Source organism: Halomonas icarae (assembly GCF_009901955.1).
Classification (GTDB): domain Bacteria; phylum Pseudomonadota; class Gammaproteobacteria; order Pseudomonadales; family Halomonadaceae; genus Halomonas; species Halomonas icarae.
In genome coordinates, this window is sequence record NZ_WUTS01000001.1 from 2,733,905 (window position 1) to 2,746,305 (window position 12,401).

Annotated in this window: 12 protein-coding genes; 6 read left to right on the forward strand and 6 right to left on the reverse strand. The window is 65.8% G+C overall.

Annotation, left to right across the window (positions count from 1 at the left end; translation table 11 throughout):
• Nucleotides 1-7: 7 nt before the first annotated feature.
• Genes GRB80_RS12455 through GRB80_RS12475 form a run of 5 tightly spaced genes read right to left on the reverse strand, consistent with a single transcriptional unit; the run spans nt 8 to nt 5,106 of the window.
• Nucleotides 8-481 carry a Na+/H+ antiporter subunit E gene (locus GRB80_RS12455; RefSeq protein ID WP_132044262.1) on the reverse strand — a complete coding sequence of 158 codons (474 nt, stop codon included), beginning with the start codon at nt 479-481 and terminating at the stop codon, nt 8-10.
• Complete coding sequence (locus GRB80_RS12460; protein ID WP_161423792.1) at nt 478-1,995, reverse strand: Na+/H+ antiporter subunit D; 1,518 nt, start codon at nt 1,993-1,995, stop codon at nt 478-480. Before GRB80_RS12460 ends, GRB80_RS12455 begins: the two co-directional genes overlap by 4 nt.
• Entirely contained in the window at nt 1,992-2,339 is a 348-nt protein-coding gene (locus GRB80_RS12465) for a Na+/H+ antiporter subunit C (RefSeq protein WP_161423793.1), read from the reverse strand. The genes GRB80_RS12460 and GRB80_RS12465 overlap by 4 nt, the downstream gene beginning before the upstream one ends.
• A 9-nt stretch (nt 2,340-2,348) precedes the next feature.
• Nucleotides 2,349-2,783 carry a Na+/H+ antiporter subunit B gene (locus tag GRB80_RS12470; protein WP_161423794.1) on the reverse strand — a complete coding sequence of 145 codons (435 nt, stop codon included), beginning with the start codon at nt 2,781-2,783 and terminating at the stop codon, nt 2,349-2,351.
• A complete protein-coding gene (locus GRB80_RS12475) occupies nt 2,776-5,106 on the reverse strand; it encodes a putative monovalent cation/H+ antiporter subunit A (RefSeq protein ID WP_161423795.1) in 2,331 nt (776 codons plus the stop codon). The genes GRB80_RS12470 and GRB80_RS12475 overlap by 8 nt, the downstream gene beginning before the upstream one ends.
• Before the next feature lie 217 nt (nt 5,107-5,323).
• Here GRB80_RS12475 and GRB80_RS12480 point away from each other — a divergent pair, with 217 nt between their 5' ends.
• The 6 genes from GRB80_RS12480 to GRB80_RS12505 are packed head-to-tail and all read left to right on the forward strand — an operon-like array spanning nt 5,324 to nt 11,163.
• Nucleotides 5,324-8,155, forward strand: a complete 2,832-nt coding sequence (locus GRB80_RS12480) for a monovalent cation/H+ antiporter subunit A (RefSeq protein WP_161423796.1) — start codon at nt 5,324-5,326, stop codon at nt 8,153-8,155.
• A complete protein-coding gene (locus GRB80_RS12485) occupies nt 8,155-8,499 on the forward strand; it encodes a Na+/H+ antiporter subunit C (protein WP_132044274.1) in 345 nt (114 codons plus the stop codon). Before GRB80_RS12480 ends, GRB80_RS12485 begins: the two co-directional genes overlap by 1 nt.
• On the forward strand, nt 8,496-10,004 hold the full coding sequence (locus GRB80_RS12490; RefSeq protein ID WP_132044276.1) for a monovalent cation/H+ antiporter subunit D: 1,509 nt from the start codon (nt 8,496-8,498) through the stop codon (nt 10,002-10,004). Before GRB80_RS12485 ends, GRB80_RS12490 begins: the two co-directional genes overlap by 4 nt.
• The gene (locus tag GRB80_RS12495; protein ID WP_132044278.1) at nt 10,001-10,495 is read left to right on the forward strand and encodes a Na+/H+ antiporter subunit E; all 495 of its coding nucleotides are present in this window, start codon (nt 10,001-10,003) and stop codon (nt 10,493-10,495) included. The genes GRB80_RS12490 and GRB80_RS12495 overlap by 4 nt, the downstream gene beginning before the upstream one ends.
• Nucleotides 10,492-10,761, forward strand: coding sequence for a K+/H+ antiporter subunit F (locus GRB80_RS12500; RefSeq protein ID WP_132044280.1), 270 nt, complete (start codon nt 10,492-10,494; stop codon nt 10,759-10,761). The genes GRB80_RS12495 and GRB80_RS12500 overlap by 4 nt, the downstream gene beginning before the upstream one ends.
• 9 nt (nt 10,762-10,770) lie before the next feature.
• Nucleotides 10,771-11,163 carry a Na+/H+ antiporter subunit G gene (locus tag GRB80_RS12505; protein ID WP_202597223.1) on the forward strand — a complete coding sequence of 131 codons (393 nt, stop codon included), beginning with the start codon at nt 10,771-10,773 and terminating at the stop codon, nt 11,161-11,163.
• 29 nt (nt 11,164-11,192) lie between these two features.
• Here GRB80_RS12505 and hemH read toward each other — a convergent pair whose 3' ends face one another.
• The gene (gene hemH / locus GRB80_RS12510) at nt 11,193-12,281 is read right to left on the reverse strand and encodes a ferrochelatase (RefSeq protein ID WP_237561990.1); all 1,089 of its coding nucleotides are present in this window, start codon (nt 12,279-12,281) and stop codon (nt 11,193-11,195) included.
• Between the last annotated feature and the right edge of the window lie 120 nt (nt 12,282-12,401).

A 12,401-nucleotide genomic window follows, 5' to 3' on the forward strand; every position in this document is an offset into this window, starting at 1 on the left:
ATGGCTATCAGCGAAACAGCATCAGGGCACGGCGCTCCAGCTCCGCCAGATCGCGCCGCAGCTCCTCCTCTTCGTCCAGGAACATGGCGTGGATATAGAGCACTCGGCGATCGTCGGAGACGTCCAGGCTCAGGGTGCCCGGGGTCAGCGAGATGAGGTTGGCGACGAAGGCGATCTCGAACTCGCTGCGTGCCTGGAGCGGCATGGCGATCACCCCGGGCTTCATGTACCAGGGTGGGGTGACGATATCGAAGGCCACCTTGAGGTTGGCCATCACCAACTCCTTGACGAAGAAGCCGATGAAGCCCACCAGCCGAGGCAGACGCTGAGCATAGCCGGCCAGCGCCGGTACCTGGGGCTGGATCAGCGCCAGCACCAGGTAGCCGAAGACCAGGCCGGCGAGCAGGTTGAGGCCGCTGAAGTGGCCAGTGAGCACTACCCAGGCGCCCCCCAGCAGCAGGTTCCAGGCCGCACCGATCATGGCCCTCCCTCCACCTGCGCTCCCAGCACCGCCCGGATGTAGCTCTGAGGGTCCAGCAGCTGGGCCGCCGAGGCCTCGGCCAGGGCGTGGATCGGCGCCGGGTAGAGGCCGATGAACAGAGTACACAGCGCCAGCCCCACCACCGGCGCCACCATCAGCCACAGCTCGCGCTGGCGCACCTCAGGATAGGGATCGACGTCCCCCTCCGGCGGCACCGACTTCCAGAACACCTCGGCCCAGATCTTGATCATGGAGTAGAGCGTGAGCAGCCCCACCAGCAAGGCGATGGTGGTGACCCCGTAGGCCTCGGCCTCGATGCTGGCACGGATCACGATGAACTTGGCGAAGAACCCCGACAACGGCGGAATACCAGCCAGCGACAGGGCGGGAATCAGGAACAGCAGCGCCAGCCACGGATGGCTGCGATAGAAGCCACCCAGGCGCTTGAGCTGGTAGCTGCCACGCAGCCGGTGGACGATGCCGCTGACCAGGAAGAGGTTCGTCTTCACGATGATATGATGGATGATATAGAAGACCCCGCCGACGATCGCCAGAGGCGTGAAGAGCGCCAGGCCGAGGATCATGTAGCCGATCTGGCTGACGATATGAAACGACAGGATGCGTCGGAACTCGAACTGGGCCGCTGCTCCCAGCACCCCTGAGAGCATGGTCAGCCCCGCGCCCCACAACAGGATCTCGTGGGTGTAGCCCGGGCTATGATGAAAGATCAGGGTAAAGACCCGGAACAGCGCATAGACCCCCACCTTGGTGAGCAGCCCCGCGAAGAGTGCCGATACCGCGACCGGAGGGGTGTGATAGGAGGCCGGCAGCCAGAAGAACAGCGGGAAGGCCGCCGCCTTGATACCAAAGGCGACCATGAACATCATCGCCAGGGCATCCACCATGTCCTGCTCCTCGACCATGACCAGGCGCCGGGCGATATCGGCCATGTTGAGGGTCCCCACCATGCCGTAGAGCAGCCCCACGGCGATCAGGAAGATCACCGAGGAGAGCAGATTGAGAGTCACGTACTTGATCGCCCCCTCCATCTGCGGCTTCTCGCTGCCGAGGATCAGCAGCGCGAAGGAGGCCACCAGCATCACCTCGAACCACACGTAGAGGTTGAAGATGTCGCCGGTGAGGAAGGCGCCGGCCACTCCGGCCAGCAGCAGATGCATCAGCGGGAAGTAGCCGTAGGCCTCGTGGCCGCGCCCGGCGGTGGCCAGCGAGTAGAGGGCCACCGCGAAGCCGATGATACCGGTGAGCACCACCATGATGGCGCCCAGCAGGTCGGCCACCAGGCTGATGCCGAAGGGCGCCGGCCAGCCCCCCATGTGCATCACCAGGATGCCCTCACGGCTCACCGAGGCGAGCAGCCAGACGCTGGTCAGCAGCAATGCCACGGTGCCGCCCACGGCGACCAGCCGTTGCATCGGGCGCGAACGCCAGAAGACCAGCGACACGGCGCCCGACATCAGCGGAATCAGGATAGGCAGCGCGATCTCGGGGTTCACGTGTCGGTATCCTTCATCTTGTCCAGGTCATCGGCACGCACGACCTCCCAGGCGCGACGCACCAGCACCACGGCGAACGACAGCACACCGAAGGCGATAACGATGGCGGTAAGCACCAGCGCCTGGGGCAACGGGTCGGCGACGGCCCCCTCGGGTGCGGTGAGCCCCTGCGGCACCAGCGGTGGTGCCCCGCGGGTCATGCCGGCGGTGGCGAAGATCAGCAGGTTAGCGGCGTTGGAGAGCAGCATCAGTCCGATCACCAGCTTGACGATGGAGCGGCGCAGCATCATGTAGATCGCGGCGGCGAACAGGATGCCGATGGCGACGGCCAGCAAGGGTTCCATGGGACCTCCTCAGCGTTCGTCGTCTGCCTGATCGGTCTTGACCAGAGCGGTGATGGCGGTCAGCACCGAGCCGAGCACCACCAGGTAGACCCCGATATCGAAGATCAGCGGCGTCGAGGCCTTGAAGTCGATCACCGGCAGGGTCCACCACTGAGCGGTAAAGAAGGGCTGGCCATGCCACCAGGCGGGCAGCGTGGAGGCGACTCCCAGCAGCAGGCCGACCCCCACGAGGTCCCGCGGCGAGACCTTGATCATCGCTCCCAGGGCGCGCCGCCCATAGGCGAACAGGTAAAGGGCGAAGCCCCCCGCGGCGACCAGTCCGGCGATGAAGCCGCCACCCGGCTCGTCGTGGCCACGCAGCAGCAGGAACAGCGAGAACATCAGCTGCAGCGGCAGTAGCAGTCGTGCCGCCACGTTGAGGATCAGCGTGCCGGATCTAACCATCGTCGCTCCTCCGGGTGTGGCCGGCATCCCTGGCCGCGTACTCCTCGGCGTGGAAGCGCAGCATCGCATAGACGCCGCTGGCCGCCAGCGCCAGCACGAACATCTCGCCCAGGGTGTCGAGGGCACGGAAGTCCACCAGGATGACGTTGACGATATTGTGGCCGCGCCCCAGCGGCTGGCTGTTGGCGACCATGTAGTCGGAGATGCGCGGCAGCCGCTCGCCGGAGAGCACGGCGAGCATCAGCAGCGTCACCAGCCCGCCGGAGAGCCCCGCCACCGCCAGGTCGCGCAATCGCTCGGCGGGGGTCGAGAGGGTCGCGAAGCGCGGCAGCCGGAACAGCACCAGCACCAGCAGGATCACCGTCAGGGTCTCCACCAGCAGCTGGGTGATGGCCAGGTCCGGTGCACTGAACAGCACGAAGGTCAGGGCAATGGAGAAGCCCATCACCCCCACCGCGGCCACCGCCGCCAGCCGCGAGCGCATCACGCAGGCGGAGACCGCTCCGGCCACCATCAGCCCCGCCGCCACCGCCTCATGGAAGTAGATATCCAACGTGAAGGTGATGCTGGGCGTATGCCGCAGCAGCAACGCATGCCCCACAAGCCCCAGCAACACCAGCAGGGTGATCACCAGGTAGTTACGAAGATAGCCGCTCTGCAGGAAGCGGGTCTGCCACTCGGCGAGATCCACCATGCCACTCATCAGGGCCTCATAGCCGGCCTCGGGGCCGCGCGCCATCAGTGGCTCGAGGCGTGCCAGCCAGGCGCGCAGGCGATCCCAGCGGCGGAACACCAGGGCCCCCAGCCCCAGGCTCGCCAGGGAGAGCAGCAGCGGCAGGTTGATGCCGTGCCAGAGCGCCAGATGCACCTCGGCCGACCCCGCCCCGATGCCCGCCACGGTGGCCCCGACCAGGGAGTCGAGGAGCCGGGGCGCCAGGCCAAACAGCAGTGACAGTGCGGCCAGCAGCGCGGGGCCGGCGAGCATGCCGAAGGAGGCCTCTCGGGGGGCGCTCGGTGTCTGCCGCAGCGGGCCGAAGAAGGGGCGAATGGCGACGACCGCCGCCACCGCCAGGGTCAGGAAGGCGGCCAGGAAGGCCAGCGGCAGGATCACCGCCCGATAGGCTGCCGCGGCCAGCAGCGACTCCAGCATCAGCTCCTTGCCGATAAAGCCCAGCAGCGGCGGCAACCCCGCCAGCGACAGCGCCGCCACCACCGCCACCAGGGCGGTACACGGCATGGCGTGACGCAATCCGCCCATGGCGGTGACGTCCCGGGTACCGGTCTCGTGGTCGAGGATCCCGGCCACCATGAACAGCGCCCCCTTGTAAAGGGAGTGGGCGAGCAGGAAGACCACGAAGGCGGTGAGCGCGGCCTCGGTGCCGATGCCCAGCAGCATCGTCAGGGTGCCCAGCGCCATCACCGTGGAGTAGGCCAGCAGCGTCTTGACGTTGGTGTGCTGGATCGCCAGGAAGGCGCCACTGGCCATGGTCAGCGCCCCCACCAGGGAGAGCGTGATCACCCAGGGCTCGGTGCCGCCCAGCGCCGGATGCAGCCGCGCCAGCAGATAGACCCCCGCCTTGACCATGGTGGCCGAGTGCAGATAGGCCGAGACCGGGGTGGGCGCCGCCATGGCATTGGGCAGCCAGAAGTGAAAGGGGAACTGAGCCGACTTGGTGAAGGCACCCAGCAGCACGCAGATCAGCAGCGGCAGATAGAGTACATGCGCCTTGAGCTGCTCACCGCGGGTGTTGAGCTCGGCCAGCGACCAGCTATCGCCGGCCAGGGCCAGCATGACGAAGCCGGCGAGCAGCGCCAGGCCACCACCCACGGTGACGAAGAGCCCCTGCTGGGCCGACTTGCGCGCCGCCGGATCGGTGTGGTTGAAGCCGATCAGCAGATAGGAGGTGATGCTGGTCAGCTCCCAGAACACGAACAGAGTGACCAGGTTGTCGGCCAGCACCAGGCCCAGCATCGACATCATGAAGGCGGTGATCACCACCAGGAATCGCGGCAGGTCGCGGTGGCCGTGGAGATAGTCGCCGGCGTAGAGCAGCACCAGGGTGCCGATCATCGAGATCAGCATGGCGAAGAGCCACGCCAGACCATCGATCAGGAAGGTCAGGGTGATATCGAGGCCCGGCACCCAGGCCCACTCGAGCCACAGGGTCTCACCCGCGGCGATGACCGGCCACTGGGCCAGCAGCCAGGCGGCGATAGCCGCCGGCAGCAGCGCCAGCACCCGCGCGGTGCCCGCTCCGAACCATCGGTGCAGCAGCGGCACCAGGCTCGCCACCACGAATCCTCCCAGCACGGCGAGTTGCATCAGATGCTCTCCCGTCGGTCGATTTCACCACATTAGTCATACAAGGTGTTGAAACACAAGCCGGGGACGCACAGGAACGCTTTGCGTTAGGATGCTCGATATATCGTCTCGTCAGGCCGCCCCAGAGGAGTGATGCGACCCACGCTGGTGCATCACCTTGCCCTGCGGGTAGCCTATGCCTCTTCCCCACACTTCATATTTGCAGGATGAGCGACCGATGACATTGATGTGGATAGCCCTGCTGCCGCTGGCGGGCATGCTGGTACCAATGGTCACCGCCAGCCACGGACGGCGTATATGCTCTCTCGCTACTGCCGTCCTCCCGACCCTGGCTTTGCTGCTGATGCTGGCACAGTTGCCGGCCCTCTCCAGCGGCGAGGCCCTGCGCGCAACGGTCGGCTGGATACCCAGCCTGGGGCTCGAGCTGGCCTTCCGCCTGGATGGACTATCGGTGCTCTTCAACCTGCTGATCCTGGGTATCGGCCTGCTGATCCTGCTCTACGCCCATTTTTATCTTTCGGCGGAGGAGCCCTTCGGACGCTTCTACGCCTACCTGATCCTGTTCATGGCCTCGATGGTCGGCATCGTGATGGCCGACAACCTGATCCTGCTATGGCTCTACTGGGAACTGACCAGCCTCTCCTCCTTCCTGCTGATCGGCTTCTGGTCACACCGCAGCGATGCCCGCAAGGGCGCACGCATGGCGCTTACCGTGACCGGCGCAGGCGGCCTGGCACTGCTCGCCGGCCTGCTGCTGCTGGGCGACATGGTCGGCAGCTACGCCATGGACGATGTGCTGGCCGGTGGTGAGGCGATACTGGCCGACCCGCGCTACCCGGTCATGCTGGCACTGGTACTGCTGGGGGCCTTCACCAAGTCGGCCCAGTTCCCCTTCCAGTTCTGGCTGCCTCACGCCATGGCCGCGCCCACGCCGGTCTCGGCCTATCTGCACTCGGCCACCATGGTCAAGGCGGGCATCTTCCTGATGGCGCGGCTGCATCCCGCCATCGCCGGCAGTGAGCTGTGGTCGGTGGTCGTCTCCCTGATCGGCATGGCGACCATGCTCTACGGGGCCTGGTTTGCGCTGCTCAAGACCGACCTCAAGGGCATCCTGGCCTTCTCCACGGTCAGCCATCTGGGGCTTATCACGGTCCTGCTGGGCATCGGCAGCCCCATGGCGGTGCTCGCTGCACTGTTCCACATCCTCAACCACGCCAGCTTCAAGGCGGCGCTGTTCATGAGCGCCGGGATTATCGACCACGAGGCCGGCACCCGCGAACTCGCCCGCCTGGGCGGCCTGCGCAAGGCGATGCCGGTCACCGCCCTGCTGACCAGCGTGGCAGGGGCCGCCATGGCCGGGGTGCCACTGCTCAACGGCTTTATCTCCAAGGAGATGTTCTTCACCGAGACCCTGGAGACGCCGGTGCTGGCCGGACTGAGCTGGTTGCTGCCGGTACTCGCCGCCCTGGGCGGCATCCTCTCGGTCGCCTATTCGCTACGACTGGTGCACGCGGTCTTCTTCAAGCCCGCCAAGGAGGACCCACCTCATACGCCCCACGAGCCGCCGTGGCTGATGCGTGCGCCGGTGGCGCTGCTGGTGGCATTATGCGTGATCGTCGGCCTGGTGCCGGTACTGGCCGAGGGGCTGCTGGGCCTGGCCGTGGAGGCGGTGCTTGGCGCACCTCTCGACTTCCACCTGGCGGTCTGGCACGGTCTGAATCTGCCGCTAGCGATGAGTGCGCTGGCCCTGGTGGCCGGAATCACGGCCTACCGGCGTCACGCCGACCTGCGCCACTTCCACCGCGGTTTCAGCCCGGTGGATGCGCGCCTGGTGTTCGAGGCCGCGCTGCAGTGCCTGGGCCGCTGGTCCGAACACGGCCTGAAGCGCTTCGAGGGAGGCTCCCTGCAGCGCTACATGAGCTGGCTGCTGTTCGCCTCGCTGCTGATGGGAAGCCTGGGACTGGCACGCATCAGCGGCCTGACCGGCCCCCAGGGCAACCAGCCCATCGATGGTGTCGTGCTGCTCGGCGCCGCCCTGCTGGTGTTCGGCGGCATCGCCACCGCGGTGACTCACCGTTTCCGACTGATCTCGTTGATCATGCTGTCGGTGGTGGGGCTGGTCGTCGCCCTGACCTTCGCCCGCTTCTCGGCGCCGGATCTCGCCCTGACCCAGCTTTCGGTCGAGGTGGTCACCATGATCCTGCTGATGTTGGCGCTGTTCTTCCTGCCCCAGAAGACCCCCACCGAGTCCTCCAACCGCCGCAACCTGCGCGATGTGGTGCTGGCCAGCAGCCTGGGACTGGTGGTCGCCAGCCTCAACTATGCGGTGCTGACGCGCGACAACTCGCCCATCTCCGGCTTCTTCCTGGAGAACAGCATCCCTGGAGGGGGCGGCCACAATGTGGTCAACGTCATCCTGGTGGACTTCCGCGGCTTCGACACCCTGGGTGAAATCACCGTGCTGGCCCTGGCCGGCCTGGCGATCTTCAAGCTGCTCAATCGCCTGCGGCTGTTCATGCCCCATAGCGACAGCGAGGGACGCCTCTGGGCGCCGGATCGCTATCCGGCGGTTCTCACCTCCATCTCCATGGCGCTGCTGCCGCTGGCCCTGCTCGTCTCAGCCTTCATCTTTCTGCGCGGTCACAACGAGCCGGGAGGCGGGTTCATTGCCGGCCTGGTCACCGCCGTGGCACTGATTCTGCTCTATATGGCGCGCGGCGTGGAGTGGAGCCAGGAGCGCCTCGACTTCCCCTACCAGCCGGTGGCCGTGGCCGGGGTCGGCATCGCCACCCTCACGGGACTGGGCAGCTGGCTGTTCGGCTATCCCTTCCTGACCTCGTCATTCGGTCATTTTCATCTGCCGCTGATCGGCGAGTTCGAGCTGGCCACCGCGATGCTGTTCGACCTCGGAGTCTATCTCGCCGTGGTCGGCGCCACCCTGATGATCCTGGCCAACCTGGGCAAGGTGACCACGGTCCATCGCCCGGCCAAGGAGCCCACGCCCGAGGTCGATGCATCACCCCAGCGCCCCCGCAAGGAGACCACCTGATGGAAAGCCTTTACGCCATCACCACCGGCGTACTTACCGCCTGCGGACTCTACCTGGTCCTGCGTTCACGTACCTTCCCCGTCGTGGTGGGCCTGACCCTGCTCTCCTACGCGGTGAACCTGTTTCTGTTCTCCATGGGCGGCCTGACCACCGATGGCGCCGCACTGATCAACGGCGCCAAGGAGTACGCCGACCCACTGCCCCAGGCGCTGGTATTGACCGCCATCGTGATCGGCTTCGCCATGACCGCTTTCGTGGTGATCCTGGCGATGCGCGCACGCAGCGAGGCGGGCAACGACCATGTGGATGGCCGCAAGCATGAAGCCGGGGAGGGGCGTCGATGAGCACTCATCTGATCGTGCTGCCGGTGGTACTGCCACTGGTAGTGGGCATCCTGCTGCTCTTCCAGCGCCAGGGCAACGTGCGCCTGAAGCGCCTGATCGGGGTCGGCGCCACTCTGGGCCTGTTGCTGGTAGGCATCGCCCTGGTGGCCCGAGCCGCCGGCGGCGAGGTGACCTACTACGCCCTGGGAGACTGGCAGCCTCCGTTCGGCATCGTGCTGGTACTCGACCGGCTATCGGCCATGATGGTGCTGCTCACCGCCATCCTCGCGCTGGGCGCCGTGGTGTTCGCCTGTGCCGGCGACGACGAGCGCGGCAGCAACTTTCACGGCCTCTTCCAGTGGCAGCTGATGGGGATCAATGGCGCCTTCCTGACCGGCGACCTGTTCAACCTGTTCGTGTTCTTCGAGGTCCTGCTGCTCGCCTCCTATGCACTGCTGCTGCACGGTGGCGGCAAGGAGAGGATCATGTCCGGAGTTCACTACGTGGTGCTCAACCTGGCCGGATCCTCGCTGTTCCTGATCAGCGTCGGCATCCTCTATGGGGCCACCGGCACCCTCAACATGGCCGACATGGCCGTTCGTCTGAGCGAACTGCCAGCCGAGCATGAGGGACTGGTAGTAGCGGGCGCCCTGATGCTACTGGTCGTGTTCGGCCTCAAGGCGGCTATCCTGCCGCTCTACTTCTGGCTACCCAAGGCGTATGCCGCGGCCCCCGCACCGGTCGCGGCACTGTTCGCCATCATGACCAAGGTGGGGATCTACGCCATCCTGCGGGTCTACTCGCTGGTCTTCGGTGAGGCCGCCGGCCCCCTGGCCGATCTGGAGCAGGGCTGGGTATGGTGGCTGTCGCTGGGTACCCTGGTGGTGGCCACCATCGGCGCACTGGCCGCTCGGGACCTGCGCCTGCTGGTGGCCTATCTGGTGCTGGTCTCGGTGGGTACCTTGCTGGCGGGGATCGGTATCGGCACTCCTGCGGCGGTCTCCGCCCTGCTCTACTACCTGATCCATACCACCCTGGTCACCGGCGGCCTCTTCCTGCTCGCCGAAATGATCGGCGCCCAACGCGGCAAGGCGGGTACTCGTCTGGTCAAGGGCCAACCCCTGCGCCAGGGAGGGTGGCTCGCCGCCCTGTTCTTCGCCGGCGCCATCGCCGTGGCCGGTATGCCACCGCTCTCGGGGGCAATCGGCAAGGCACTGCTGATGGCCACCGCCGAGGGCGCCCAGCGTGTCTGGCTATGGCCGATCCTGTTGCTCAGCGGCCTTGCCGCCATCATTGCCCTATCGCGGGCGGGCTCCACGCTGTTCTGGCGCAGCACCGGCTCGGCCGATGGTCAGCACCTGCCCCGCCGTCAGTGGTTCGGCGTCGCCTGGTTGATCGGTGCCGCCCCGCTGCTGGTGGCCCTGGCCGGCCCGCTGACCGACTACACCGAGGCCACCGCCGAACAGCTGGCCCGCCCCGAAGCCCTGACACGCGCCCTGCTGAACAACGAGGGAGATGCCCCATGATTCAGCCTCGCTCCTGGCTGCCGACACCGCTGCTGTCGATTCTGCTGCTGATCGTCTGGCTGCTGATGGTACGCAGCGTTGCTTTCGGCCATATCCTGCTGGGCGGTACCCTGGCGGTAGCGATCCCTCTGGCAACTCACCGCTTCTGGGACACGCAGCCCCATGTCAAGAAGCCGGCCCTGCTGCTGCGCTTTGCGCTACGTGTACTCGGCGACATCGTGATCGCCAACCTTCAGGTCGCCTGGCTGATCATCAACCCCTGGCGGCGCATGCGGCCTCACTTCATCGAGTACCCATTGATGCTGGAGAACCGCTTCACCATTACCCTGCTCGCCAACACCATCAGCCTGACACCGGGCACGGTCTCGGCCAACCTTCGCCTGGATGGCAAGTCGCTGCTGATTCATGCCCTCGACGTGGAGGATGATGATGCATTGATCGAGACCATTCGCGAGCGCTATGAGCGGCCGCTTAAGGAGATCTACGAATGATTGAGGTTGCACTCTGGACCAGTCTGGCGCTGGTCGTGGCGGCCATGGCGCTGAATGTCTATCGACTGACCATCGGCCCGGACATGCCCGACCGGCTGCTGGCGCTGGACACCATGTACATCAACTCCATCGCGCTGATCGTGCTGCTGGGGCTGTGGCTGGATACCAAGACCTACTTCGAGGCGGCGCTGCTGATCGCCATGCTTGGCTTCATCAGTACCGTGGCGGTGTGCAAGTACCTGCTGCGTGGCGACATCATCGAATAGGAGGTCATCATGACGCTGCACTTTCTCATCGAGGGAGTCGCCTCCCTGCTGCTGGTGGCCGGCGGCGCCTTCATCTTTATCGGTTCGCTGGGCATGACCCATCTGCGCGACTTCTACATGCGCCTGCACGGCCCCACCAAGGCCACGACCCTGGGAATCGGCTGCATGCTGGGCGCCTCGATGATCTACTTCTGGGCGAGCGAAGGGAAGCCGGATATTCAGGAGGTGCTGATCACCATCTTCCTGTTTATCACCGCGCCGGTCAGCGCTCACCTGCTGGCCAAGACCGGGCTTCACCTGAAGCTCAAGCACGTGGAAAAGACCACTGGCCGGCCGGCAGAGCTGCGCCGCGAGGAGGTGGGCGAGAAACCGGTACCCCATCCGGACCGCGGCTACGACTGACGCCTTACTCCGGCCCGCCAGTGGCGTGCCTAGACCCAGCCCCCCAGCTCGTTGTCGATGATCGACAGCAGGGCAGCGATATGGTCGTCACGTTCGTTGAGGCAGGGCACATAGGTGAAGGTCTCGCCACCGGCCTCGAGGAACGCATCGCGAATCTCCTCCTCGATCTCCTCCAGGGTCTCGACACAGTCGGCGGAGAAGGCCGGCGACACCACGGCAATATGCTTCCTGCCCTGGCGCGCCAGCTCGGCGACATGCTCCACGGTCGCCGGCCCCACCCACTCCTCGGGGCCGAACTGCGATTGGAAGGCGGTCTGGATGACCCCCTCTTCCCAGCCTAGCGCCTCGCGCAGCAGCCGCGTGGTCTTCTGGCACTGGCAGTGGTATGGATCCCCCTCCATCAGGAAGCGCTTGGGCACGCCGTGATAGGAGGCCACCAGCACCTCGGGTGTTGTCTCGGCGGCGGCATAGGCCTCGCGCACGCTGTTGGCCAGGGCCTCGACATACTGCGGGTGCTCGAAGTAGGCCGGCACGGTGCGAATCGCCGGTTGCCACTTGAGCTTCATCAGGGTACGGAAGGCATGATCATTGGCGGTAGCGGTGGTCGGCGAGGCGTACTGTGGATAGAGTGGAAAGAACAGAATCCGCTCGCAGCCCGCCGCCTGCAGGCGCTTGAGTACGCTGTCAGTGGAGGGGTTGCCGTAGCGCATGGCGAAGTCGACCATCACCCGGTCGCCATGGCGCGCCTCGAGCCCTTCGGCCACCTTGCGGGTCTGCTCCCTGGTAATGGTCAGCAGCGGGCTCTCATCCTTCTCGGTGTTCCAGATACCGCGATAGGCCTCACCGGACTTGAAGGGACGGCGCGAGAGGATGATCAGCTGCAGCAGCGGCTGCCACTTCCAGCGGGGGTAGTCCACCACTCGCTTGTCGGAGAGAAACTCGTTGAGGTAGCGACGCATGGACCAGTAGTCGGTGGCATCCGGGGTGCCCAGGTTGACCAGCACCACCCCGACCCGGGCATGCGGAATCGGCGGATGATCCTCCGGCGCATGGGCCAGGCGCCCGCCGCCGGGGTGGTCCATGCCGGGATTGGCCGAATCCTGGGTCGTGGTGGTCATGGGCTGACTCCTTGGTCGATACGCACGGTTGATGAAGATGGGACTAGTGTATCAGGCCCCTCGCGGCGGCGGCGACAAGGTTGTACTATAATATTTTCCTGTACACCTTTGGATAAACCT

Coding starts and splice junctions, on each gene's coding strand:
- GRB80_RS12455 (WP_132044262.1), bottom strand. CDS start 481: ATGATCGGTGCGGCCTGGAACCTGCTGCTGGGGGGCGCCTGGGTAGTG.
- GRB80_RS12470 (WP_161423794.1), bottom strand. CDS start 2,783: ATGGTTAGATCCGGCACGCTGATCCTCAACGTGGCGGCACGACTGCTA.
- GRB80_RS12475 (WP_161423795.1), bottom strand. CDS start 5,106: ATGCAACTCGCCGTGCTGGGAGGATTCGTGGTGGCGAGCCTGGTGCCG.
- hemH (WP_237561990.1), bottom strand. CDS start 12,281: ATGACCACCACGACCCAGGATTCGGCCAATCCCGGCATGGACCACCCC.
- GRB80_RS12465 (WP_161423793.1), bottom strand. CDS start 2,339: ATGGAACCCTTGCTGGCCGTCGCCATCGGCATCCTGTTCGCCGCCGCG.
- GRB80_RS12495 (WP_132044278.1), top strand. CDS start 10,001: ATGATTCAGCCTCGCTCCTGGCTGCCGACACCGCTGCTGTCGATTCTG.
- GRB80_RS12490 (WP_132044276.1), top strand. CDS start 8,496: ATGAGCACTCATCTGATCGTGCTGCCGGTGGTACTGCCACTGGTAGTG.
- GRB80_RS12505 (WP_202597223.1), top strand. CDS start 10,771: ATGACGCTGCACTTTCTCATCGAGGGAGTCGCCTCCCTGCTGCTGGTG.
- GRB80_RS12480 (WP_161423796.1), top strand. CDS start 5,324: ATGACATTGATGTGGATAGCCCTGCTGCCGCTGGCGGGCATGCTGGTA.
- GRB80_RS12500 (WP_132044280.1), top strand. CDS start 10,492: ATGATTGAGGTTGCACTCTGGACCAGTCTGGCGCTGGTCGTGGCGGCC.
- GRB80_RS12485 (WP_132044274.1), top strand. CDS start 8,155: ATGGAAAGCCTTTACGCCATCACCACCGGCGTACTTACCGCCTGCGGA.